Raw genomic sequence first — 24,559 nt, forward strand, 5'->3', positions numbered from 1 at the left:
GGCAGCGTGGATCTGCTTACGTTGGTGGGAAAGCTGTTGAGTGGGTTGGAGGAAAGTGGGTTGATGCAAAAGGCAGCACTGCCAAGAGTCCAGACTCAATTGGTGCTATAGCCGATAGTGAGGCTGGAGGATTTTCCTACTACGATCAGTTTAAGAAAGCCGATGGAGGGGTGGGATTGGCCGAAAAACCTCGGATTCGCTGAAGATCCTGTTAAAAATACGTTACAAGTTGGCTCCAGGCTGGACCGCTATGGCGGACCAGATGGCTCATTTTGTCGCCCAAAGGCACTCCATTTGATCAAAGAGCATTGGCACCCGGCTCAAGGGCTGGGGGATACTACGAATATGAAGTACTTAAACCGTTACCTGTAATACAGGGGAAAATTGCCCATGCATTCAATCAGCCGGGTGGAGGAATACAAATTCTGCCGGCTTTTTCCGAGAGGGTTAACGTGCAATGGCTTATTGATAATCACTTTATAAGAGAGGTGCGGTAAAAATGGTTGCCTCTATTCATGAAATACAATCTATAGTTGATGAGCTTGGAAGAAGAGTTAATGTACCAAAATCATTGTTGATCGTCTTGTCAGCTCCCGCAGATGACGGGGCGCCTTATGTCGAACTTCATGACAATGGCTTTAGCTATGTGTCTTCTGAGAGAGGTTTTGAGATATATAATAAATCGACTGAGTCCTTGGATGAGTTGCTTTATTGGGTTGTGAACAGGGCCGTGCGACAGATGGCTGTTAAGTATGAGCTTGATAATAGAGTGGGTAATTGCGATACGAGAAGAGTTTATTTTTCCAGATTGGTACAACTGCTTGGTGAAATAAAGCCTGAATGGGCGGAGCTTGCAAGGCAGGAAGTTGATGCCGTGCTAAAGTCTTTCCCGTACGTAGATGGCTGAATCATGTGTTGGAGAAAAAGGGGGCTGATTTATTTTTACCTATTTTTACCTATGCTGACTTAAAAGGTTGAAAATAAATCTGTCCCCTTTTTTCCTGCCTTTTTTCCTTGGGCTCCAACGAAGGAGGAACTCGAATGGTTCAACGGTATAAAGAATATGATTAACGCAGTAACAGGTGAGCGCATTCTTGTCTGTATCGACAATGTTTATGGGCCCTACATTCGGGTGTCATCATTTCAGGACGGAGGGGCTCTGGAAGACCTGCTGGATGAAAAATTTTTCGTGCTCTACTGGAAAGGAACTCCGGACGATTTAAAGGATTTGGGTGGCAATGAGTATTTTTTTGGTGGTGTGGCCGATCCCGTCAAACTACAAGCCATTTTGGACTCTATCGAGTTTGAATAATAATCATGAAAGCCGTTTCTTATTATCGTTCGCTCCCGGACTCGATGCCTGAAGAAGATGTGACAAAGGAATTTCATGAACTTCTGCAAGAAGTACCTGGTTCTGAGCGGTTGAAACATGATTTTCTCCAGGCTCTGTTAGAGCTCAGCGATCGTCAGTGGCACACCTATAAAGGGATGGACCAGCCACTGAAGACTCAGATCGAGAAAATCTTGATCAATTGGTGGGATGGATACGATTTCGATTTTGCTGAGGGCTCGATCATCGTTGCTGCAATGCTTGGGTTGGTTGAACTTTTTGATTTTATATCAAATCGAAGTGTTGCCGAGCTTTCACCTGAAGTAGCTGTCGAGATTAAAGAGGCAATTGCTGAGCTGGGTGATAATATCGCTGATCCGTATAGTGGTCTGTGATTTGAAGCGACCAATAATCCGCGAATAGGAGTGGCCACATTTAAGCATCATTGAGAAAGGCGTAGGATGTGATTCCGGATTGAAATCCAGTCAGGCTAAAACAATGAAAACGCCCCGAACACTGTCGGGGCGTTTTTATGTGCCGTGTTCAATCAGTAAGGCATTTAGCGAAACGCCGGCACCACATCCCTGATAAACAACTCCAACGACTTTTTCTTCTCCTCATGCGGCAGACTGTTATCACACCAGAAACTGAACTCATCCACGCCCAGTTCCTGGTAGTACTTGATCCGCGGAATGATCTCTTCCGGCGTACCAATCATCGCGGTTTTGTGCAGACTTTCCAGCTCAAACTCCGGACGCCCGGCAAACTTCTCTTCCGGGCTCGGGGCGAGGAAGCCGTTGACCGGTGTCTCCTTGTTCCCAAACCATGCATCGAACGTGCGATAGAAGCGTGAGATCGCTTTCGCGCCAACTTTCCAGCCGTCCGGATTATCAGCGGTGTGAACGTGGGTATGGCGCAGCACCATCAATTGCGGGCGCGGTACGTCGGGGTTGTTGTCCAGCGCTGTCTGGAATTTGTTCTTCAGGTCGAGGACTTCTTCGTCGCCCTTCATCAGCGGCGTGACCATGACGTTGCAGCCGTTGGCCACGGCGAAGTTGTGTGAGTCCGGGTCGCGGGCGGCGATCCACATCGGCGGGTTGGGCTTCTGGATTGGCTTCGGCACGCTGGTGGAGGTGGGGAATTTCCAGATGTCGCCGTCGTGGGCGTAGTCGCCTTGCCACAGGGCGCGGACTACCGGGACCATTTCCCGCAGGGCCTGGCCACCGCTTGATGCTGGCATGCCGCCGGCCATGCGATCGAATTCAACTTGATAAGCGCCGCGTGCCAGACCGACTTCCATGCGGCCGTTGCTGATCACGTCGAGCAACGCGCATTCACCGGCGACCCGCAGCGGGTGCCAGAACGGCGCGATGATGGTGCCGGCGCCGAGGTGAATGGTGGTGGTTTTGGCCGCGAGGTAGGCGAGCAGTGGCATCGGGCTTGGCGAGATGGTGTATTCCATGGCGTGGTGTTCGCCGATCCACACGGTGCTGAAACCACCGGCCTCGGCCATCAGGGTCAGTTCGGTCAGATCTTCGAACAGTTGGCGGTGGCTGACGCTTTCGTCCCAGCGTTCCATGTGGATGAACAGGGAAAATTTCATGACGCTACCTCGGATCTTTTGTTATTGGCCGGTCGTGTGCGGACCTGACTGAGTGGTAATCGTAGGGATCAGGCGAAAGCGGGCAGGGCACCCATCTTGCCGTGGCAATACACCAGCGGCCCGGTGTGCTGCTCGGGGACGATCAGATTCTTCACCGCACCGACCATGATGGCGTGGTCGCCGCCTTCGTATTCGCGCCACAACTCACACTCGATGATAGCCGTCGCATTCGCCAAAATCGGGTTGCCCAGTTCGCTCAATGTCCATTCGATGCCTTGCGCTTTGTCCTTGCCTTTGCGGGCGAAGGCATAGGCTTCGCTTTGCTGGCCGCCGGATAAAAAGTGGATCGCAAAACGCTTGTTCTTGATCAGCACAGGGTAGGAGTCGGAGCTGTAGTTGGGGCAGAACAGCACCAGCGCCGGGTCCATCGATAACGAACTGAAGGCGCTGGCGGTCAGGCCGACAATCTGACCGTCATCATCCAGCGTGGTGATAACGGTTACGCCGGACGGGAACGAGCCCATGACTTGTTTGTAGATGGCGGCATCGATCATTGGACAGTCCTCGGGTGGTGTGACGCTGTTTTTATGTATTTGTTGGTCTGATGGTATACCACAAAATAATCTTTGCAAGGGCTTTTAAGCTGAACCGATAAACGTGCTGCGTTCGTCGGAAACTGTGTATCTACGGGGCTTTCGGCTGTTCTAGAAGCCGCTGTTTCAGCGAGGATGCCGGATCAGATAGCGCCGCAAACTGCGGATCAGCCTTGTGAAATGTTTGGAATACCATAATATGGTTCGCATCTGAGGGGCGACCAGAGAGTCCTCCCGGTTTGGCTTCATACAACGATAAGAACAGACAAACTCGAGTTCATGCATATGTCCCAGATGTCCCGGCAAGATCCGTTGATCGAGAATCACACGGTCGACTACGTCCCACTCGCGGAACGCCACGGGAAGGCCCGCGACCTTTTCACCCTTTGGTTCAGCACCAACATTGCGCCACTGCCCATTGTCACCGGCGCCATGGTGGTTCAGGTGTTCCATCTCGATTTGCTCTGGGGGCTGTTGGCGATTGCGCTGGGGCACTTGGTCGGTGGCGTGGTGATTGCGCTGGCGTCGGCGCAAGGCCCGCGCATGGGCATTCCGCAAATGGTCCAGAGTCGCGGCCAGTTCGGCCGTTATGGCGCGCTGTTGATCGTGTTCTTTGCGGCGATCATCTACATCGGGTTCTTCATTTCCAACATCGTGCTGGCGGGCAAATCCATTGTCGGCATTGCACCATCGGTGCCAGTACCGTTAAGCATTTTGATCGGTGCGCTGGCCGCCACCGCGATTGGCGTGATCGGCTACAACTTCATTCATACGTTGAACCGCATTGGCACTTGGGTGATGGGCAGCGCTTTGCTGGCCGGTTTCATCTACATCTTTGCCCATGACTTGCCGGCGGACTTTTTAACGCGCGGCAGTTTCAATCTGTCCGGCTGGCTGGCGACGGTGTCGCTGGGGATTATCTGGCAGATCAGTTTTTCCCCGTACGTGTCCGACTATTCGCGTTATCTGCCGGCGGACATCGGCATCGCCAAGCCGTTTTGGGCGACGTATCTGGGCGCAACGCTGGGCACGATTCTGTCGTTCAGCTTCGGCGCGGTGGCGGTGCTGGCAACGCCGGAAGGCACTGAAGCGATGGTCGCGGTGAAGCAGTCCACCGGGTGGCTGGGGCCGATTCTGATGGTGCTGTTCCTGCTCAATATCATCAGCCACAACGCGCTCAATCTGTATGGTGCGGTGCTGTCGATCATTACGTCTATCCAGACCTTCGCCAGCCAATGGACACCGAGCATCAAGGTACGCGTGGTGCTGTCGAGTGTGATATTGGCCGGTTGCTGCGTGGTCGCACTCGGCGCGTCGGCGGATTTCATTTCCGAGTTCATCGGTCTGATTCTCGCGCTGTTGCTGGTACTGGTGCCGTGGGCGACGATCAATCTGATCGACTTCTACCTGATCAAGCGAGGCTGCTACGACATCACCTCGATCTTCCGCGCTGACGGTGGGATTTACGGGCGCTTTAACCTGCACGCGATCATTGCCTATTTCATCGGCATCCTCGTGCAGTTGCCGTTTGCCAACACTTCGCTGTACATCGGGCCTTACGCCAATCTGGTGGAGGGTGCGGACCTGTCGTGGCTGGTCGGCCTGGTGGTGACGGTTCCGCTGTATTACTGCCTCGCGACGCGTGGCCAGACTCAGCAGAGCAGGGCGGCGAGGTTGGGTTACACCGACTGATCTGCGTCTGCAGTACAAACAATGCCCGGCCAATCGCCGGGCATTATTGTTTCCGCATTCTGGCGGACATTCAAATTGGCCACATCGATCCCCTTTTGGCCAATCGCCCTCTGTGATCCGTCTACGCTGTCAGCAAGAATCAGGGCCATAACGAGACGCCAGACCTTTTTTGCCCTCGGCTACCTTTAAAGCCGCTGCCGTGTACAGAACATAAAAACCATCGAACTCACGTCGCATTCTGGGGAAACAACCATGGTCACGATGAAACGCATACTGGGTGCCACCGTGTGTGGGCTGACGCTGCTGGCCAGCGCCGTCCAGGCTGAGCAGCGCGAGTTGCGGGTGTACAACTGGGCGGATTACATCCTGCCGTCCGTGCCCAAGGATTTCGCCGCAAAAAACGGCATCAAAGTGACCTGGGACACCTTCGACACCAACGAATCCCTGGAAGCCAAATTGCTGACCGGTAACTCTGGCTACGATCTGGTGGTGCCGTCCAACCAGTTCCTCGATACGCAGATCAAGGCTGGTGTTTTCCAGAAACTCGACAAGTCCAAGCTACCGAACTGGAGCCACCAGGATCCGGAACTGTTGAAGCTGCTGGGCAAGAACGATCCGGGTAACCAGTACGGCGTGCCGTACATGGTCGGTACCGTGCTGATCGGCTTTAACCCGGCCAAGGTCAAGGCTGCGCTGGGCGAGAACGCGCCGGTGGACAGCTGGGATCTGGTGTTCAAACCCGAGAACATGGAAAAACTCAAATCCTGCGGCGTGGCGATGCTCGATTCGCCGACGGAGATCCTGCCGCTGGCCCTGCATTATCTCGGTCTCGACCCGAACAGCCAGAACCCCGCCGACTATGAAAAAGCCAAGGAGTTAATGCTCAAGGTTCGTCCATACGTGACCTATTTCAACTCGGCCAAATACATGACTGACATCGCCAACGGCGACATCTGCGTGGCCATCGGTTACTCGGGCAGCTTCTACCAGTTCGGCAACCGCGCCAAAGAGGCGGGCAACGGCGTGGTGGTCGACTGGCGCTTGCCGAAGGAGGGCGCTCCGATCTGGTTCGACACGTTCGCGATTCCGAAGAGCGCGAAGAACGTCGCTGAAGCCCACGAATTCCTCAACACCTTGCTCGATCCGAAGGTGATTGCGCCGATCAGTGATTTCCTCGGTTACCCGAACGCGAACAAGGATTCAATGGCGCTGATCAACAAAGAGATTACCGGCAACCCGAATCTGACGCCGACCCCTGAAGCGCTGAAAACCCTCTACGTGGTTCAGCCATTGCCGCAAAAACTTGAGCGCGTACGCACGCGGGTCTGGACCAGCATCAAGTCCGATAAGTAATACCGGCAACTCTTCTATCTGCATGCAGCCCAGAGCGCGACTCTCGCGCTCTGGGCTTCTCCCGCAGAGCCGCGTAGCGGGTTTGGCAGCGGATCACGACAATAACGCCGATTCACAGGATCAATATGGCTTGAGCCAACTGCTGATCGGTGTAATCCGAATCCTTGAGCACTTCGCGAATCCGCAAAAATGCCGCCTCCATTCGCGCCCCGCGAATCTCTCCGGCACTGGCCACAAACGCCGCCGCATCGTCCTTGGCCGCCAGCACAACCTTGTCGTCCTTGAACGATCCGCTCGTCCCTTTACTCGAGCTGAGCGTCAGGCTCAGGGTGATGTCGGTGCTGATGACGAAACTGGTGGCATGTGCTTCGGCCGCCAGCAAGCAGCCGCCAAGCAGTAAAACCTGTGCAGTCTTCATGACGCATTCAAATCCGTGGGAAACCAGCCGCGAACGCTATCAAGCCGATTCCCCGCAGACTTTATGAACTTTGCCAATGATTGTTAAAAACTGCGTGAGTGCCGATCACCCGGCGGCGCGCGACGTGTGCCGCGAGCGTGTTAACATCCGCGTTTTTGCACGATAGACCCGTTGAGAGCTGAGCACTGATGGCCACCAGATCCGTTGTACTCGATACCGAAACCACCGGCATGCCGGTGACCGATGGTCACCGGATTATCGAAATCGGCTGTGTCGAACTGATCGGTCGGCGCCTGACGGGCCGGCACTTTCACGTTTACCTGCAACCGGATCGCGAGAGTGATGAAGGCGCCATCGGCGTCCACGGCATCACCAACGAATTCCTGGTGGGCAAGCCGCGCTTTGCTGAAGTCGCTGATGAGTTCTTCGAGTTCATCAAGGGCGCGCAGCTGATCATCCATAACGCGGCGTTCGACGTTGGCTTCATCAACAACGAATTCGCCTTGATGGGCCAGCAGGATCGCGCCGACATCACGCAGCACTGCTCGATCCTCGATACCCTGATGATGGCCCGGGAGCGTCACCCGGGGCAGCGCAACAGCCTCGATGCGTTGTGCAAACGTTATGGCGTCGACAACTCCGGCCGTGAACTGCACGGCGCTTTGCTCGACTCGGAGATTCTCGCCGACGTTTACCTGACCATGACCGGGGGCCAGACCAGCCTGTCGTTGGCCGGCAACGCTTCCGACGGTAATGGTACTGGGGAAGGCGCGGATAACTCCGCCACGGAAATCCGTCGCTTGCCGGCCGATCGCCAGCCAGCGCGGATCATTCGCGCGACGGAGGATGAACTGGCTGCTCACTTGGTGCGTCTGGAAATCATCGCCAAATCCGCTGGCGGTCCGGCGCTGTGGACGCAGATCGCAGAAGCCGACGCTCAGGCCTGAAGAGCAAAAGATCTTTTACTTTTGGCAGTACTGACAAGTGGCCACCCTCGCCACTTTCACTGCAACCCTCTACGCTGAGTGCATTGGCGGATTTGAATCCGCTGCTGCCTCAGGACACTGAGCCCCATGTACAAAGATTTGAAGTTTCCGGTGTTGATCGTCCATCGCGACATCAAGGCCGATACAGTCGCCGGTGATCGTATCCGTGGCATCGCCCGGGAGTTGGAGCAGGAAGGTTTCAGTATCGTTTCGGCCATCGACTACACCGAAGGGCGTCTGGTGGCTTCGACCCACCATGGCCTCGCGTGCATGCTGATCGCCGCCGAGGATGCCAGCACCAACTCGCATCTTTTGCAGAACATGGCCGAACTGATCGGCCTGGCGCGGGTGCGTGCGCCTGATCTGCCGATCTTTGCCCTGGGCGAACAGGTCACTCTGGAAAACGCCCCGGCCGATGCCATGGCCGAACTCAATCAATTGCGCGGGATCCTTTACCTGTTCGAAGACACCGTGCCGTTTCTGGCCCGGCAAGTCGCACGGGCGGCGCGAAAGTATCTGGACGGTTTGCTGCCTCCGTTTTTCAAGGCGCTGGTGCAACACACCGCCGATTCCAACTATTCCTGGCACACCCCCGGTCACGGCGGTGGCGTGGCGTATCACAAAAGCCCGGTGGGGCAGGCGTTTCATCAGTTCTTTGGCGAAAACACCCTGCGCTCGGACTTGTCGGTGTCGGTGCCGGAACTCGGTTCGCTGCTCGACCACACCGGCCCGCTCGCCGAAGCCGAGGCTCGGGCGGCGCGCAATTTTGGTGCTGATCACACCTTTTTCGTGATCAATGGCACCTCGACCGCCAACAAGATCGTCTGGCATTCCATGGTCGCTCGCGATGATCTGGTGCTGGTGGATCGCAACTGCCACAAGTCGGTGCTGCACGCGATCATCATGACCGGTGCGATTCCGTTGTACCTGTGCCCGGAGCGCAATGAACTGGGGATCATCGGTCCGATTCCGCTGAGCGAATTCAGCCGCGAATCGATCCAGGCCAAGATCGACGCGAGTCCTTTGACCAAGGGCCGCGCACCGAAAGTCAAACTGGCGGTGGTCACCAACTCGACCTACGACGGCCTCTGTTACAACGCCGAACTGATCAAGCAGAATCTGGGCAACAGCGTTGAAGTGCTGCATTTCGACGAGGCCTGGTATGCCTATGCGGCGTTTCATGAATTCTTCGCGGGGCGCTATGGCATGGCCACCTCGCGCAGCGAAGACAGCCCGCTGGTGTTTACCACCCATTCCACCCATAAGCTGCTCGCCGCGTTCAGTCAGGCGTCGATGATCCATGTGCAGGACGGCGGCGCGCGGCAACTGGACCGGGATCGGTTCAACGAAGCGTTCATGATGCACATCTCCACTTCGCCGCAATACAGCATCATCGCCTCGCTGGATGTGGCCTCGGCCATGATGGAAGGCCCGGCCGGGCGCTCGCTGTTGCAGGAAACATTTGATGAAGCCCTGAGTTTCCGCCGTGCGCTGGCCAATTTGCGGCAGCACATTGCCGCTGATGACTGGTGGTTTTCGATCTGGCAGCCACCGGGCGTCGAAGGCATTGACCGTGTGCAAACGGAAGACTGGCTGCTGCAACCGGATGCCGAATGGCACGGGTTCGGTGAAGTCAGCGACGATTACGTTTTGCTCGACCCAATCAAGGTCACGCTGGTGATGCCAGGTCTGAACGCCGGTGGCGCGTTGAGCGAGAAGGGCATACCGGCAGCCGTGGTCAGCAAGTTCCTTTGGGAGCGCGGGCTAGTGGTAGAGAAGACCGGGCTGTATTCATTTCTGGTGCTGTTCTCCATGGGCATCACCAAAGGCAAATGGAGCACGCTGCTCACCGAGTTGCTGGAGTTCAAGCGCAGTTACGACGCCAACGTCAGTCTGGCGACGTGCCTGCCATGTGTCGCGCAAGAAGACACGGCGCGCTATCGCGGCATGGGCCTGCGAGACTTATGCGATCAACTGCACGCCTGCTATCGCAGCAACGCGACTGCCAAACATCTGAAACGCATGTACACGGTACTGCCGGAAATCGCCATGAAGCCGGCTCACGCCTACGATCATTTGGTGCGTGGGGAGGTCGAGGCTGTGCCGATTGATAGGCTGGAAGGAAGGATTGCTGCCGTGATGCTGGTGCCGTATCCCCCAGGGATCCCCCTGATCATGCCCGGCGAGCGCTTTACCGAATCGACGCGCTCGATCATCGATTACCTGAAATTTGCCCGCACGTTCGATAGCAGCTTCCCCGGTTTTGTCGCTGATGTGCATGGACTGCAACATGAAGACGAAGGCAATGGGCGGCAGTACACCGTCGATTGCGTCAAGGAATGAGGACTTATCCCAGTATGCAACCGGTCATGAATCCGAAATATCCAGGTCTGTCGGTGCGGGTTGCCGATGAAGGCTTTGCGCCCTATATCTGGGGCAGCGACTTCAGTTTTGAGGTCGCCGCCTATGGCGCCGCGGTCATCGGCAAGCCCGTTGAACAGTGGCTGGTAACGCCGATCGTGCCGTATCGCAAGTGCTACGGCATTGATCCCGAGGAGTTCAGCAGCTTTCATAATGCCGCCGACAGCGCGATTTTCATGGCCTACCTCGATGACGAACCGGTCGGCCATCTGGTGATCAGCACCAACTGGAACGGCTTTGCCCATATCGATGAGCTGGCGGTGCACGCACCGGCCCGCCGTCATGGCGTCGCCAAGGCGTTGCTCGATGTGGCGCAGTTCTGGAGCCGTAAGAAGAAGCTGCCGGGGATCATGCTGGAAACCCAGAACAACAACCTCGGCGCCTGTCGTTTATATGAGCGTTGTGGCTACGTGATCGGCGGTGTCGACCAGTTGCGTTATCGCGGCATTGATCCGAATACCGCTGAAGTGGCGCTGTTCTGGTATCGATTGCTCGATAACCCGCTGGAAAACCCGCTCAGCTCGACAGCATCGCCTCGGCTTGTTCCGTGAGGATGGCCAGTAACGTCTGAATCGCCGAAGACGGCGCTGCGTGCTTGAAGGTCAAGGCATAGAGGCTGATCGGCACGGCGGGGGACAGCGGACAGACATCCAGCCCGGCAGCGCGGGCGCCTAACGCGGTAAACGGATCGACAATGGCCAGCCCTTCACCGGCCTCGACCATGCTGCGCATCATCTGGTGGGTTTGTACCCGGGTCTGGATGCTTGGGGCGGGGCGCAGTGCCTGGAGTTTGTTTTCCAGCGCCGGGCTCAGCGGGTCCTGACCTTCGAGGCCGACCATCGCTTGCCCGGCCAGATCCTGCAGGGAGATGTATTTCTGCTTCGGTTGCAGCCAGCCGTGGGGTGCCAGCAGTTGCAGTTTGCCCTGTGCCAGCGGCTGGCAATCAATGTCGGGGTGCTCAGGATCATGCAGACTCAGGCCCAGGTCACTCTCGCGCAGCAACAGGCTGCGGACGATGTCGCGGGTCGGTGCGCTGAGCAGGTTGCAAGGTGCATCGGGCAAGCGCCGGCGCAGGGCGGCCAGGCTTTGCGGCAATAACTGCTGGGTGAGTGGCGGAGTGCCGATGATGCATACAGGCGGGGCGAGGTATTGCTTGAGGCTACTGGCCAATCGTTGCACCGGCTCCAGTGCTTCGTAAACGTGCGCGATTTCAACCTGCAACGCCCGGGCTTCTGGCGTCGATTGCAGGCGTCCGCGAACGCTGGCGAACAGCATGAACCCCAACTGACTCTCGGCTTCGCGCAAGCGCTCTTCGACTTCGGTAACCGGCAATTGCAGCCATTCGGCGGCGGTGCCCAGGTGACCGGTCTGCAAGAGCGCCTGAATCACTTCGATATGACGTAAACGCATGCGTGAAGTCCATGTTCAGCAGGTGGGGGCAGGCTGAATCCTACCCCAAGTCTGCGCATATGACTTCTGCTCATAACACAGGGTTATGAGGCGACGGTGGTTTCCGTCAGGCTGCCGACGTAGGTGTCGGGCTCGCGAACGATCGTGACGCCCGATTGAACCAGCAAAAACTCGTTGTCACTGACCTTGTTGACACGATCGCCAATGGCCAGTTTGTAAGTGGTAACAGGCTCCATGCCAGCGAGACCGTCTACCGACGGGTTGGATTCCTGGAATTCATGCACGGAATAAACGCGGCCTTCCGCATCTCTTGCATGGAACTGACCGACGAGTACTGCTGCCATCTGCTTAGAACCTCTGGAGATAAAACGCTTGATTTGCGGCTTGGTAGACCTTCATCAAGGCCTGTAAGTTTTCCTACAGGAAAAAAATAATCAGCATGCGAGAATTTCCCTCGTTTGCTGGTGGAACCGGCACCGGATCATCTATAACTTGTGGCTCCTCCCACGGACATCGAGAGTCTTCCATGAGCAATGTCTACAACGTCGCCGTAGTGGTCGGCAGCCTGCGTAAAGCTTCGATCAATCGCAAAGTCGCTCTGGCGCTGGCGGAACTGGCCCCGGCCAACCTCAAGCTTGAGATTGTCGAGATTGGTGATCTGCCACTCTATAACGAAGACATTGACGGCGATTCTCCGCCGGCAGCCTACAGCACTTTCCGGCAAAAAGTGGGTTCATCCGACGCGGTGCTGTTTGTGACGCCGGAATACAACCGTTCGGTGCCCGCACCCTTGAAGAATGCCATCGATGTTGGTTCGCGGCCTTACGGCAAGAGCGTCTGGAGCGGCAAGCCGGGTGCGGTGATGAGCGTATCGCCGGGCGCCATCGGCGGATTTGGCGCCAACCAGCATCTGCGCCAGTCCTTTGTGTTTCTCGATGTGCCGTGCATGCAGCAGCCTGAAGCGTATCTGGGTGGCGCGGGTTCGGCGTTCGATGAGGCGGGAAAGTTGAGTGAATCGGTGAAGCCGTTCCTGCAAAAATTCATAGATGCTTACGGACAATTCGTAGAACAACACAAAAAGTAATTCTTATATGGGACAAATGTAGGAGTGAGCCTGCTCGCGATAGCATGTCAATCAGTCGACTGACATACCGCTATCGCGAGCAGGCTCACTCCTACAGGTTTTGTGTTCACTTCATTACTGCATTTCAATTGAAGGTTTTCGCGGATGCTCGCTGCGTCACTTATTTTCCTGCTGACCATTACCCTCGTTATCTGGCAACCCAAAGGCCTCGGTGTCGGCTGGAGTGCGACGTTGGGCGCCGTGCTGGCGCTGATCTTCGGTGTGGTACACCTGAGCGACATCCCGCTGGTCTGGCAAATCATCTGGAACGCCACCGGCACCTTCGTCGCGCTGATCATCATCAGTCTGTTGCTCGACGAGGCGGGTTTTTTCGCTTGGGCCGCATTGCATGTGGCGCGGTGGGGACGAGGCAGTGGGCGCAAGTTGTTTGCCTTCATGGTGCTGCTTGGTGCGCTGGTTTCGGCACTTTTTGCCAATGACGGTGCAGCGCTGATCCTCACGCCCATCGTCATCTCGATGCTGCTGGCGCTGCGCTTCTCGCCGGCGGCGACGCTGGCTTTTGTCATGGGCGCAGGGTTTATTGCCGACACCGCGAGCCTGCCGCTGGTGGTGTCGAACCTGGTCAACATCGTCTCGGCGGACTTCTTTCACATCGGCTTCAATCGCTATGCAGCGGTGATGGTACCGGTGAATTTCGTCAGCGTCGCCGCGACGCTGGGCATGTTGCTGTGGTTTTTCCGTCGCGACATTCCCAAGGCTTACGACCCCGAACAGCTCGAACATCCAGAAACCGCGATTCACGATAAAGCCACGTTTTATGCCGGCTGGGCGGTGTTGGCGATCTTGTTGGTGGGTTGCTTTGCCCTCGAGCCGCTGGGCATTCCGATCAGTGCGATTTCCGCCGTGTGCGCAGCATTGCTGCTGGGCATCGCCGCCCGTGGACACAAGATTTCCACGCGCAAAGTGATGAAAGAAGCGCCGTGGCAGATCGTGATTTTCTCGCTGGGCATGTATCTGGTGGTCTACGGTCTGCGCAATGCCGGTTTGACCGGCTATCTCGCCGGTTGGCTGGATATCTTCGCCGGTCATGGCGTGTGGGGCGCGGCCATGGGCACTGGCGTGCTGACGGCGCTGTTGTCGTCGATCATGAACAATTTGCCCACCGTGCTGATCGGCTTGCTGTCGATCGATGCCAGTCAGGCAAGCGGGGTGGTCAAGGAGGCGATGATCTACGCCAACGTGATCGGCAGCGATCTGGGGCCGAAGATCACGCCGATTGGCAGTCTGGCGACGTTGCTGTGGCTGCATGTGCTGGAGCGCAAGGGGATTCACATTGGCTGGGGGTATTACTTCAGGGTGGGGATTGTGCTGACGGTGCCGGTGTTATTGTTGACGTTGGCGGCTTTGGCTGTGCGGTTATCTTTTTAGAAGCAAGATCAAAAGATCGCAGCCTTCGGCAGTTCCTGCAGGGTGTACGCACTCCAAATGTAGGCGCTGCCGAAGGCTGCGATCTTCAAGCTTGGCCAGGGACATTCGGCCAAAGGTCGGACACCAGAAACAAGCGCTCCGCCTCTTCCCATTCGCCCTGTGCATTCTCGGTCAGGCGCACCATCAACTGTGCCGGGGCTAGCGGTTCCAAGCCCTCCAGCCACATCTGCAAATGCTCGGGAGCCCAGGTCTGATCCGCCGGGTAGTGCGCCGGCGCCAGCCAGGCATGACGGGGCAGGGGTTGCCAACGGCCTGCCGGACGCTGCGCGACGAACGCCGGCCAATCCTTCTGATGCAACCAACTGCCACGTAAATGCTGCGGGTGGGCGCCATCCGGCGACTGCGAAGGGCCGGGCCACGGATACAGCAGATACCCGCCCAGCCACAGTTGCGCACTGAATACTTCGATATCCAGTTTCGCCAAGACTTCGCGGCTTTCCGGGCGCGCTGAAATCGGCAGTTGATGCTCGACCAGATGCGCCAGTTTGCGATCCAGCCGATCGTGACAGCCCGGCCCCAGCCATTGCGCCGGATCATGGCCGTCACCCTGTTGCGGGCCGAGATAGAGTTTGATCGCCAGTTCGAGGTGATGCACGCCATCGCGGTCACGCAGCAGCATGTCCAACTCGCCCAGGGTATGGCCTTCGCGACGGATCGGCAGGTTCGCTGCGATCAGCTCAATCCCCGGCGCATGCTCCACGGCAAACTGCCACAAGCGCTCGTAATACAGGCCCAGACGCCGGGTGCGCGCCTGCGACAACCAGTGCAGCAGTTCGTAACTGTCACGATCAAGCTGACGTAGCCATTGCTCCAGACGCTCGGGATCGGCAACCCAGTCGCTACCGGCCAATGGATGACGCTGCGGCCACGGTGTAGTCGCAAGCATCGGCGGGGCGAGGATCACCCACGCCAGATCACGCACTTCGGGATGGCGTAATTGATGGGGCAACTGCAGCAGGTCGGGAAATAGGATCATCTTGCGAGCATAGCCTTAAACACGAGCCCACCCTTGAGGCTGAAAGGATTTTGTCTATCGCAGGCTTTCGCCCATAATCGTGGTTTTCGCGTTTTCGATTGTCCGCAGAGGTCCCATGGAGCAATTTCGTAATATCGGCATCATCGGTCGCCTGGGCAGTTCCCAGGTGCTGGATACCGTCCGCCGACTGAAACGGTTTCTGCTCGATCGTCACCTGCATGTGATCCTCGAAGACACCATCGCCGAAGTCCTGCCGGGCCACGGCCTGCAAACCTCGTCGCGCAAGATGCTCGGTGAAGTCTGCGACATGGTCATCGTCGTCGGCGGTGACGGCAGCCTGCTCGGGGCCGCCCGTGCGCTGGCAAAACACAATATTCCGGTGCTGGGGATCAACCGTGGCAGCCTCGGTTTTCTCACCGACATTCGCCCTGACGAGCTGGAAGTCGAAGTCGCCAAGGTCCTCGACGGCCACTATCTGGTGGAAAACCGCTTCCTGCTGCAAGCCGAAGTCCGCCGCCACGGCGAGGCCATCGGTCAGGGTGATGCGCTCAACGATGTGGTGCTGCACCCGGGCAAGTCGACGCGGATGATCGAGTTCGAGCTGTACATTGACGGCCAGTTCGTCTGCAGCCAGAAGGCCGACGGCCTGATCGTCGCCACCCCGACCGGTTCCACTGCTTATGCGTTGTCTGCCGGCGGGCCGATCATGCATCCCAAGCTCGACGCCATTGTGATCGTGCCGATGTACCCCCATATGTTGTCGAGCAGGCCAATTGTGGTCGATGGCAACAGTGAGCTGAAAATCGTCGTGTCGAAAAACATGCAGATCTATCCGCAAGTCTCCTGCGACGGGCAGAACCACTTCACCTGCGCGCCGGGCGACACCATCACCGTCAGCAAGAAAGCGCAGAAACTGCGATTGATCCACCCGCTCGACCACAACTACTACGAAGTCTGCCGCACTAAGCTCGGCTGGGGCAGCAAGCTGGGCGGTGGAGGCGACTGATGCTCGATCCCGCGCGCAGTTATGACCTGATTGGTGACGTGCACGGATGCGCCTTGACCCTCGAACATCTGCTTGACCGTCTCGGTTATCACAAGCAGGGCGGGGTCTGGCGGCATCCATCGCGCATGGCCGTGTTCGTCGGTGACATCATCGACCGTGGCCCGCGGATTCGCGAGGCGCTGCACATCGTCCACGACATGGTCGAGGCCGGTCAGGCCTTGTGCATCATGGGCAACCATGAATTCAATGCCCTCGGCTGGAGCACACCGGCGCCACCGGGCAGCGGCAAGCAGTTCGTGCGTGAGCACACGCCGCGCCATGCGCGATTACTCCATGAAACCCTGACTCAGTTCGAAGACCATCCCGGCGACTGGCACGACTTTCAGCAGTGGTTCTATGAACTGCCGCTGGTGGTGGATGCCGGGCGTTTCCGTGTGGTGCATGCGTGCTGGGACGCCGGCCTCATCGAACCGCTGCGCGGCCTGTTTCCCGATGCACGCATCGATGAGCATTTTCTCCAGGCCTCGGCCGTGCCCGGCAGCTTCGCCTGCACCGTGTTCGATCGCCTGCTGCGCGGCACCGACATGCGTCTGCCGGACGGCCAGACCATGACCAGTGGTGACGGTCTGGTGCGTTCGTTCTTCCGCACCAAGTTCTGGGAAGACGATCCGAAAACCTATGGCGACATCGTCTTTCAGCCCGATGCCTTGCCGGAGCCGGTGGCGCAGACGCCGCTGACTTCCACTGAAAAGAATTCTCTGCTGCGCTACGGCGTCGATGAGCCGTTGCTGTTCGTCGGCCATTACTGGCGCAGCGGCAAACCGGCGCCGATCCGCCCGAACCTCGCGTGTCTGGATTACAGCGCGGTGCTCTACGGCAAACTCGTCGCCTATCGTCTGGATCAGGAAACCCGCCTTGATCCGCATAAATTTGTCTGGGTCGATGTCGAGCGGCCGGAGGTGCTGCAATGAGTGCGGTAGCGGTATTGCGTCTGCCCCTGGCGGTGGACTTGAGCGGTTTCGTCACGCTGCTGCAACGCATGCAGGTGCCGCACCGGGTCAGTGAGGAGGCGGGCGAGCAGGTGTTGTGGGCGCCAGCGGAGGTCAGCGACGACGTTCGTTCGCTGTACGAGCGCTTCCCGGCCGGTGATCCCGAGCAAACCCTGGACATTCCGGTAGCCCAGACCTTCAAGCGTCCGGGCTTCGTCGAACAATTGAAGCACGCCAAGGCCACAGGCTTCATTCTGCTGCTGTGCCTGATCGTCGCCGGCCTGACCTTTCTGGGTGAAAACCTGGAAACCCTGCGCTGGCTGACCTTCCTCGATTTCCGTGTGATCGGCGAATACATACACTTCACTCCGTTGGCTGACAGCCTCGCGGCGGGGCAGTGGTGGCGGTTGGTGACGCCGATGCTGATCCACTTCGGCATCCTCCACCTGGCCATGAACGGCATGTGGTACTGGGAGCTGGGGCGGCGCATCGAGTCGCGTAAGGGCAGTATCAATTTGATCGGCCTGACGTTGCTGTTCAGCCTGGTGTCCAACTACGCGCAGTTCGCCTGGAGCGGCGCGACCTTGTTCGGCGGACTGTCCGGTGTGCTTTACGGGTTGCTTGGCCACTGCTGGATCTTCCAGTTGTTGTCGCCGAACCCGGCCTATCGCCTGCCGCGCGGCGTATTGGTGATGATGCTGGTGTGGCTGTTGGTGTGCATGTCCGGGCTGATCTCGATGATCGGCTTCGGCGAAATTGCCAATGCCGCCCACGTCGGCGGGTTACTCATCGGATGCTTCACCGGTTTGTTGGGCGGTTTGTATAACCGCCGTAAACTGGCCGCCTAAAATTTTCAGTGAATAAAGAGCACGGAGACCCTGATGTCCTCTTTTAACGAAATGATCAAAAACATCACCCCGGACATCTACGAGAGCCTGAAACTGGCCGTGGAAATCGGCAAGTGGTCGGACGGTGGCAAACTCACCGCCGAACAGCGCGAGCTGTCGTTGCAGGCGATGATCGCCTGGGAAATCCAGAACCTGCCTGAAGAACAGCGCACCGGTTACATGGGCCCGCAGGAGTGTGCGTCGAAGTCGATCGAAGTGCCGAACATTCTGTTCAAGTCGGATGCCATCCATTGATCGAGATTGGCCGCGGTGCAATCAGCAAAATGTCGGCGCGCCTTGACGGGCCGAACGTGCAATACGCGTTTCGTCTGGATGACGTCGAGGTGCCGGTCAATCCTTTGATCGGCACCACGGTGCGTCTGGAGTACCTGGGGGCGATCCACTGCACCCATTGCGGGCGCAAGACCAAAACCAGTTTCAGCCAGGGTTACTGCTACCCGTGCATGACCAAGTTGGCCCAGTGCGATATCTGCATCATGAGCCCGGAGCGTTGCCACTTTGACGCCGGCACCTGCCGCGATCCTGCGTGGGGCGAGCAGTTCTGCATGACCGACCATGTGGTCTATCTGGCCAACTCGTCGGGGGTGAAGGTTGGCATCACTCGTGCTACCCAATTGCCGACCCGCTGGCTCGATCAGGGTGCCAGTCAGGCGTTGCCGATCATGCGTGTGGCGACGCGGCAGCAATCGGGCTTCGTCGAAGATCTGTTCCGCAGTCAAGTCGCCGACAAGACCAACTGGCGCGCACTGCTCAAGGGCGATGCGGTGGCAGTCGATCTGGCGCAAGTACGCGATCAGTTGTTCGAAAGCTGCGCCGAGGGCCTGCAAGGCTTGCAGGAGCGATTCGGCCTACAGGCAATTCAGACGATTGCCGATGTCGAACCTATCGAAATCCGCTATCCGGTCGAGCAATACCCGGCCAAGATCGTCAGCTTCAACCTGGACAAGAACCCGATTGCCGAAGGCACGCTGCTGGGGATCAAGGGCCAGTACCTGATCTTCGATACCGGCGTGATCAACATTCGTAAGTACACGGCTTATCAGCTCGCCGTGCATCAATAAGGATTCCAGCATGCGCACCGAACAACCGAAGATGATTTACCTGAAGGACTATCAGGCGCCTGAGTACCTGATCGACGAAACACACCTGACCTTCGAGTTGTTCGAGGACCACAGCCTGGTCCACGCGCAACTGGTGATGCGCCGCAACCCGGCCCGTGGCGCGGGCCTGCCGCCGCTGGTGCTCGATGGCCAGCAGCTGGAATTGCTCGCGGTCACACTCGCCGACAAAGAGCTGAGCGCTGACGATTACCAGCTCAGCGAAAACCACCTGACCCTGCAACCGACCAGCGAAACCTTCACGGTCGACACCAGCGTCAAGATCCACCCGGAAACCAACACCGCGCTGGAAGGCCTGTACAAGTCCGGCACGATGTTCTGCACCCAGTGCGAAGCCGAAGGCTTCCGCAAGATCACCTATTACCTCGACCGTCCCGACGTGATGAGCAAGTTCACCACCACGGTGGTCGCCGAGCAGCACAGCTATCCGGTACTGCTGTCGAACGGCAACCCGATCGCTTCCGGCCCCGGCGAAGACGGCCGGCACTGGGCGACCTGGGAAGACCCCTTCATGAAACCGGCGTACCTGTTCGCGCTGGTGGCCGGTGATTTGTGGTGCGTTGAAGACACCTTCACCACCATGACCGAGCGCACCGTCGCGCTGCGCATCTATGTCGAGCCGGAAAACATCGACAAGTGCCAGCACGCGATGAACAGCCTGAAGAAGTCGATGCGCTGGGACGAAGAGGTCTACGGTCGCGAGTACGATCTGGACATCTTCATGATCGTCGCGGTCAACGACTTCAACATGGGCGCCATGGAGAATAAAGGCCTCAATATCTTCAACTCCAGCGCCGTGCTGGCCCGCGCCGAAACCGCTACCGACGCCGCGCACCAGCGGGTCGAGGCGATCGTCGCCCACGAATACTTCCACAACTGGTCGGGCAACCGCGTGACCTGCCGCGACTGGTTCCAGTTGTCGCTCAAGGAAGGCTTCACCGTGTTCCGCGATTCCGGCTTCTCTGCCGACATGAACTCGGCCACGGTCAAGCGCATTCAGGACGTGGCGTACCTGCGTACCCATCAGTTCGCCGAAGATGCCGGCCCGATGGCCCACGCCGTGCGCCCGGACAGCTTCATCGAGATTTCCAACTTCTACACCCTGACCGTGTACGAAAAGGGCTCGGAAGTGGTCGGCATGATCCATACCTTGCTCGGCGCCGAAGGCTTCCGTAAGGGCAGCGACCTGTACTTCGAACGCCACGACGGCCAGGCCGTGACTTGCGACGATTTCATCAAGGCGATGGAAGATGCCAACGGCGTCGACCTGACCCAGTTCAAACGCTGGTACAGCCAGGCCGGTACGCCACGTCTGGCGGTGAGCGAGTCTTACGATGCTGCGGCAAAAACCTACAGCCTGACCTTCCGCCAGAGTTGCCCGGAAACCCCGGACAAAGTGGAAAAACTGCCATTCGTGATCCCGGTGGAACTGGGCCTGCTCGACAGCAAGGGCAACGAGATCACCCTGCGTCTGGCTGGCGAAGCCGCTGCCCAAGGCACCACTCGCGTGATTTCCGTGACCGAGGCTGAGCAGACCTTCACCTTCGTCGACATCAGCGAGCAGCTATTGCCGTCTCTGCTGCGTGGCTTCTCGGCGCCGGTGAAACTGAGCTTCCCGTACAACCGTGACCAGTTGATGTTCCTGATGCAGCACGACAGCGACGGCTTCAACCGCTGGGATGCCGGTCAGCAACTGTCGGTACAGGTACTGCAAGAGCTGATCGCCCAGCAGCAAAAGGGCGAAAGCCTTTCGCTCGATCCTCGCCTGATCACCGCGCTGCGCACGGTGCTGTCCGACGAGTCGCTGGATCAGGCGATGGTCGCCGAAATGCTCTCGTTGCCGGGTGAGGCGTACCTCACTGAAATCAGCGAAGTGGCGGACGTCGATGCCATCCATATCGCACGCGAATTTGCCCGCAAGCAACTGGCCGACAACCTGTTCGAAGGACTGTGGCTGCGTTATCAGGCCAACCGCGACCTGTCGAAGAAAATCCCGTATGTGGCCGAGGCCGAGCATTTCGCCCGTCGTGCCTTGCAGAACATCGCGCTGTCGTACCTGATGCTCAGCGGCAAGCCGGAAGTGTTGGCAGCGGCGCTTGAACAGTTCGACACCAGCGACAACATGACCGAGCGCCTGACCGCGCTGGCGGTGCTGGTCAACTCGCCGTTCGACGAGCAGAAAGACCAAGCGCTGGCCACTTTCGCCGAGCAATTCAAGGACAACCCGCTGGTCATGGATCAGTGGTTCAGCGTGCAAGCCGGCAGCACCTTGCCGGGCGGTCTGGAACGGGTGAAAGCGTTGATGCAGCACCCGGCGTTCAACATCAAGAACCCGAACAAGGTGCGTGCGCTGGTCGGTGCGTTTGCCGGGCAGAACCTGATCAACTTCCACGCGGCGGATGGTTCGGGTTATCGCTTCTTGGCGGATCTGGTGATCGAGCTGAACGGCTTCAATCCGCAGATTGCCTCGCGCCAATTGGCACCGCTGACTCGCTGGCGTAAATACGACAGCGCCCGTCAGGCGTTGATGAAAGGGGAGCTGGAGCGGATTCGGGCTTCGGGGCAGCTGTCGAGCGATGTGTATGAGGTGGTTAGCAAGAGCTTGGCTTGATATGGCGTTTGGAGCTTTTCCCTCACCCTAACCCTCTCCCTGAGGGAGAGGGGACCGACCGAGGTGGATGGTCGAGTTACACCGACTTGAAAGACCGAGTCGAGCGTTGGTTTTGAAGCACATCGAGATCGGCTCCCTTTCCCCCTCGCCCCCTTGGGGGAGAGGGCTGGGGTGAGGGGGTTAAGATCTAAAAAACACCGAAATAATCCAGTTTGCATCCAAAAAAACGCCGCTTAAACAAGCGGCGTTTTTTGTTGCTCTAAATTACTTCAGGTCGAAGCGATCCAGGTTCATGACTTTCGTCCATGCAGCAACAAAGTCCTTAACAAACTGCTCCTTAGCATCCGAACTGGCATACACCTCCGCCAGCGCCCGCAATATCGCATTGGAGCCAAACACCAGATCAACCCTTGTCGCCGTCCATTTCACGCTACCGGTTTTACGGTCACGGCCCTCGAACTCGTCCGCGTCCCGTGACGTCGGCTTCCACTCCACGCCCATGTCCAGCAGGTTGGTGAAGAAGTCGTTGGTCAGTGCTTCTGTCTGGCTGGTGAACACACCATGACGCGTTCCCCCGACGTTGGTGTTCAACACGCGCAGGCCACCCAGCAGCACGGTCATTTCCGGAGCAGAGAGGGTGAGCAGTTGCGCCTTGTCGATCAACAGGGCCTCGGCTGACACCCGGTATTTGCCTTTGCTGTAGTTGCGAAACCCATCGGCAATCGGCTCCAGAAAGCCGAACGAGTCGACATCGGTTTGCTCCTGGGTCGCGTCCGCACGTCCCGGCGTGAATGGCACCGTGACCGAGTGCCCGGCATTTTTCGCCGCTTGCTCGACCCCGGCATTACCCGCCAGCACAATCAGATCCGCCAGCGAGACCTTCTTGCCGGATGCGCCACCATTGAACTCGCCCTGAATGCCTTCAAGGGTGTTCAGCACCTTGTCCAACTGCTCAGGCTGGTTGGCTTGCCAGAACTTCTGTGGTGCCAGACGCAGGCGGCCACCGTTGGCGCCGCCACGCTTGTCTGAACCACGGAATGTCGAGGCCGCCGCCCACGCGGTGGAGACCAGTTGCGAGACGGACAGCCCAGACGCCAGTACTTTGCCTTTCAGCGCGGTCACATCGTTGTCGTCGATCAGCGCATGAGTGACCTCAGGAATCGGGTCTTGCCACAGCAGTTCTTCGGCGGGCAGTTCCGGTCCGAGGTAGCGTGACAGCGGGCCCATGTCGCGGTGGATCAGTTTGTACCAGGCACGGGCGAAGGCGTCGGCCAACTGATCGGGATTGGCCAGGAACCGGCGCGAGATCTGTTCGTAGGCCGGGTCGAAGCGCAGGGCCAGGTCGGAGGTGAGCATGGTCGGCGATAGTTTTTTGCTCGGGTCATGGGCATGGGGAACGGTGCCGGCGCCTGCGCCGTTCTTCGGTTGCCACTGGTGCGCACCGGCCGGGCTCTTGGTCAGTTCCCACTCGAAGCCGAACAGGTTTTCCAGATAGTTGTTGCTCCATTGGGTCGGCGTGGTGGTCCAGGTTACTTCGAGGCCGCTGGTGATGGTGTCGCCACCCTTGCCGGTGCCGAAGGCGTTGCGCCAGCCGAGGCCTTGCTCTTCCAGGCCGGCGGCTTCCGGTTCAGCACCGACATTATCGGCAGGGCCGGCGCCGTGGGTTTTACCGAACGCGTGACCACCGGCAATCAGTGCCACGGTTTCTTCATCGTTCATGGCCATGCGGCCGAAGGTTTCGCGGATGTCCCGGGCCGAGGCCACTGGGTCCGGGTTGCCCTCAGGGCCTTCCGGGTTCACGTAGATCAGACCCATTTGCACGGCAGCGAGCGGGTTTTCCAGATTGCGTTCGCCCTGATCGGTGCGGCTTTCTTCTTTGCCGTGTAAATCAGGTTCGGCTACCAGCGTGCCGTCACCGGGTTCCTGCATGGCAGACTTGTCCTTGCCGTAACGGCTGTCGCCGCCCAGCCATTCGTGTTCCGAGCCCCAGTACACGTCTTCGTCCGGCTCCCACACGTCGGGACGGCCGCCGGAGAAACCGAAGGTTTTGAAGCCCATGGATTCCAGTGCAACGTTACCGGTGAGTACGATCAGGTCGGCCCAGGAAATATTACGGCCGTATTTCTGTTTGATCGGCCACAGGAGGCGACGTGCCTTGTCGAGGCTGACGTTGTCGGGCCAGCTATTGAGCGGGGCAAACCGTTGCTGGCCGGAGCCGGCGCCACCGCGGCCATCCGCGGTGCGATAGGTGCCGGCGCTGTGCCAGGCCATGCGGATGAAGAGTGGGCCATAGTGGCCGAAGTCTGCCGGCCACCAGTCCTGAGAGTCGGTCATCAGGGCGCGCAGGTCCTGTTTCAAGGCCTGAAAGTCCAGGCTTTTGAAGGCGGTGGCGTAGTCGAAATCCTTGCCCAGCGGATCGGACTTGGGCGAGTGCTGACTCAGGATTTTCAGGTTGAGTTGATTCGGCCACCAGTCACGGTTCGTCGTACCACCACCGGCGGCGTGGTTGAACGGGCATTTCGATTCGTTTGCCATGTTCGGATCCTTATCAGGTCTTGTACGGCCGGCTCGTG

The 24,559-nt window shown here is 58.2% G+C and carries 24 protein-coding genes; 17 read left to right on the forward strand and 7 right to left on the reverse strand.

Translation table 11 applies throughout. The features are described 5' to 3' along the window. The first annotated feature begins 272 nt into the window (after positions 1-272). The 4 genes from ACA074_RS11875 (at position 273) to ACA074_RS11890 (ending at position 1,725) form a co-directional block, all read left to right on the forward strand. Positions 273-497, forward strand: a complete 225-nt coding sequence (locus ACA074_RS11875; RefSeq protein WP_497659336.1) for a TNT domain-containing protein — start codon at positions 273-275, stop codon at positions 495-497. A 2-nt stretch (positions 498-499) separates the two neighbouring features. Continuing rightward, complete coding sequence (locus ACA074_RS11880) at positions 500-907, forward strand: Imm63 family immunity protein (RefSeq protein WP_497659337.1); 408 nt, start codon at positions 500-502, stop codon at positions 905-907. A 156-nt stretch (positions 908-1,063) separates the two neighbouring features. Then, on the forward strand, positions 1,064-1,312 hold the full coding sequence (locus tag ACA074_RS11885) for a hypothetical protein (RefSeq protein WP_497679071.1): 249 nt from the start codon (positions 1,064-1,066) through the stop codon (positions 1,310-1,312). 5 nt (positions 1,313-1,317) lie between these two features. Then, a complete protein-coding gene (locus tag ACA074_RS11890) occupies positions 1,318-1,725 on the forward strand; it encodes a hypothetical protein (protein WP_497659339.1) in 408 nt (135 codons plus the stop codon). 164 nt (positions 1,726-1,889) lie between these two features. Here the strand turns inward: ACA074_RS11890 and ACA074_RS11895 are convergent, their stop codons facing one another. Continuing rightward, a complete protein-coding gene (locus tag ACA074_RS11895) occupies positions 1,890-2,933 on the reverse strand; it encodes an LLM class flavin-dependent oxidoreductase (RefSeq protein ID WP_497659340.1) in 1,044 nt (347 codons plus the stop codon). 68 nt (positions 2,934-3,001) lie between these two features. Then, positions 3,002-3,487, reverse strand: a complete 486-nt coding sequence (locus ACA074_RS11900; RefSeq protein WP_401265326.1) for a flavin reductase family protein — start codon at positions 3,485-3,487, stop codon at positions 3,002-3,004. A gap of 324 nt (positions 3,488-3,811) precedes the next feature. Here ACA074_RS11900 and ACA074_RS11905 point away from each other — a divergent pair, with 324 nt between their 5' ends. Both ACA074_RS11905 and ACA074_RS11910 read left to right on the forward strand, forming a co-directional pair. After that, on the forward strand, positions 3,812-5,218 hold the full coding sequence (locus ACA074_RS11905) for a purine-cytosine permease family protein (protein WP_497679072.1): 1,407 nt from the start codon (positions 3,812-3,814) through the stop codon (positions 5,216-5,218). A gap of 252 nt (positions 5,219-5,470) precedes the next feature. Beyond that, positions 5,471-6,571 carry a polyamine ABC transporter substrate-binding protein gene (locus ACA074_RS11910; protein WP_187681007.1) on the forward strand — a complete coding sequence of 367 codons (1,101 nt, stop codon included), beginning with the start codon at positions 5,471-5,473 and terminating at the stop codon, positions 6,569-6,571. Between the two features lie 112 nt (positions 6,572-6,683). On the opposite strand, the gene ACA074_RS11915 is transcribed toward ACA074_RS11910, so the two are convergent. Then, on the reverse strand, positions 6,684-6,989 hold the full coding sequence (locus tag ACA074_RS11915; protein ID WP_489880917.1) for a DUF2388 domain-containing protein: 306 nt from the start codon (positions 6,987-6,989) through the stop codon (positions 6,684-6,686). Positions 6,990-7,177: 188 nt separating this feature from the next. Between ACA074_RS11915 and dnaQ the strand changes: the two genes are divergently transcribed. From dnaQ to ACA074_RS11930, 3 genes are all read left to right on the forward strand, one after another. Then, the gene (dnaQ, locus tag ACA074_RS11920) at positions 7,178-7,936 is read left to right on the forward strand and encodes a DNA polymerase III subunit epsilon (RefSeq protein WP_401265319.1); all 759 of its coding nucleotides are present in this window, start codon (positions 7,178-7,180) and stop codon (positions 7,934-7,936) included. A 126-nt stretch (positions 7,937-8,062) separates the two neighbouring features. Then, positions 8,063-10,318: an Orn/Lys/Arg family decarboxylase gene (locus ACA074_RS11925; protein WP_497679073.1), complete on the forward strand. Its 2,256-nt coding sequence runs from the start codon at positions 8,063-8,065 to the stop codon at positions 10,316-10,318. 14 nt (positions 10,319-10,332) lie between these two features. After that, positions 10,333-10,947: a GNAT family N-acetyltransferase gene (locus ACA074_RS11930; RefSeq protein ID WP_497679074.1), complete on the forward strand. Its 615-nt coding sequence runs from the start codon at positions 10,333-10,335 to the stop codon at positions 10,945-10,947. Here ACA074_RS11930 and ACA074_RS11935 read toward each other — a convergent pair. Together ACA074_RS11935 and ACA074_RS11940 are read right to left on the reverse strand one after the other, a co-directional pair. Next, positions 10,913-11,806, reverse strand: a complete 894-nt coding sequence (locus ACA074_RS11935; RefSeq protein ID WP_401265314.1) for a LysR substrate-binding domain-containing protein — start codon at positions 11,804-11,806, stop codon at positions 10,913-10,915. The two genes, ACA074_RS11930 and ACA074_RS11935, sit on opposite strands and share 35 nt — an antisense overlap. Positions 11,807-11,889: 83 nt before the next feature. Further along, entirely contained in the window at positions 11,890-12,150 is a 261-nt protein-coding gene (locus tag ACA074_RS11940; RefSeq protein ID WP_401265312.1) for a hypothetical protein, read from the reverse strand. Positions 12,151-12,332: 182 nt separating this feature from the next. Between ACA074_RS11940 and ACA074_RS11945 the strand changes: the two genes are divergently transcribed. After that, positions 12,333-12,890 (forward strand): NADPH-dependent FMN reductase, encoded by a 558-nt coding sequence (locus ACA074_RS11945; RefSeq protein ID WP_401265310.1) that lies wholly within the window; start codon positions 12,333-12,335, stop codon positions 12,888-12,890. A gap of 144 nt (positions 12,891-13,034) precedes the next feature. Then, entirely contained in the window at positions 13,035-14,318 is a 1,284-nt protein-coding gene (locus tag ACA074_RS11950; RefSeq protein ID WP_497659343.1) for an arsenic transporter, read from the forward strand. An 85-nt stretch (positions 14,319-14,403) separates the two neighbouring features. Here the strand turns inward: ACA074_RS11950 and ACA074_RS11955 are convergent, their stop codons facing one another. After that, on the reverse strand, positions 14,404-15,354 hold the full coding sequence (locus ACA074_RS11955) for a DUF1853 family protein (protein WP_187678752.1): 951 nt from the start codon (positions 15,352-15,354) through the stop codon (positions 14,404-14,406). Positions 15,355-15,469: 115 nt separating this feature from the next. On the opposite strand from ACA074_RS11955, the gene ACA074_RS11960 reads away from it, so the two are divergent. The 6 genes from ACA074_RS11960 to pepN are packed head-to-tail and all read left to right on the forward strand — an operon-like array spanning position 15,470 to position 21,986. Next, on the forward strand, positions 15,470-16,360 hold the full coding sequence (locus ACA074_RS11960; RefSeq protein ID WP_187678751.1) for an NAD(+) kinase: 891 nt from the start codon (positions 15,470-15,472) through the stop codon (positions 16,358-16,360). Next, positions 16,357-17,331: a metallophosphoesterase gene (locus tag ACA074_RS11965; protein WP_370872657.1), complete on the forward strand. Its 975-nt coding sequence runs from the start codon at positions 16,357-16,359 to the stop codon at positions 17,329-17,331. The genes ACA074_RS11960 and ACA074_RS11965 overlap by 4 nt, the downstream gene beginning before the upstream one ends. After that, the gene (locus ACA074_RS11970; RefSeq protein ID WP_497679075.1) at positions 17,328-18,197 is read left to right on the forward strand and encodes a rhomboid family intramembrane serine protease; all 870 of its coding nucleotides are present in this window, start codon (positions 17,328-17,330) and stop codon (positions 18,195-18,197) included. The genes ACA074_RS11965 and ACA074_RS11970 overlap by 4 nt, the downstream gene beginning before the upstream one ends. A 33-nt stretch (positions 18,198-18,230) precedes the next feature. Beyond that, on the forward strand, positions 18,231-18,491 hold the full coding sequence (locus ACA074_RS11975; RefSeq protein WP_093221961.1) for a YeaC family protein: 261 nt from the start codon (positions 18,231-18,233) through the stop codon (positions 18,489-18,491). Next, positions 18,488-19,318: a DUF2797 domain-containing protein gene (locus tag ACA074_RS11980; RefSeq protein ID WP_497659344.1), complete on the forward strand. Its 831-nt coding sequence runs from the start codon at positions 18,488-18,490 to the stop codon at positions 19,316-19,318. The genes ACA074_RS11975 and ACA074_RS11980 overlap by 4 nt, the downstream gene beginning before the upstream one ends. A 10-nt stretch (positions 19,319-19,328) precedes the next feature. After that, positions 19,329-21,986 carry an aminopeptidase N gene (gene pepN, locus ACA074_RS11985; protein WP_497679076.1) on the forward strand — a complete coding sequence of 886 codons (2,658 nt, stop codon included), beginning with the start codon at positions 19,329-19,331 and terminating at the stop codon, positions 21,984-21,986. 264 nt (positions 21,987-22,250) lie between these two features. Here the strand turns inward: pepN and katG are convergent, their stop codons facing one another. Continuing rightward, positions 22,251-24,521 carry a catalase/peroxidase HPI gene (gene katG, locus ACA074_RS11990; RefSeq protein ID WP_187678747.1) on the reverse strand — a complete coding sequence of 757 codons (2,271 nt, stop codon included), beginning with the start codon at positions 24,519-24,521 and terminating at the stop codon, positions 22,251-22,253. Positions 24,522-24,559 lie beyond the last annotated feature (38 nt).

This window comes from Pseudomonas sp. LBUM1655 (assembly GCF_059716085.1).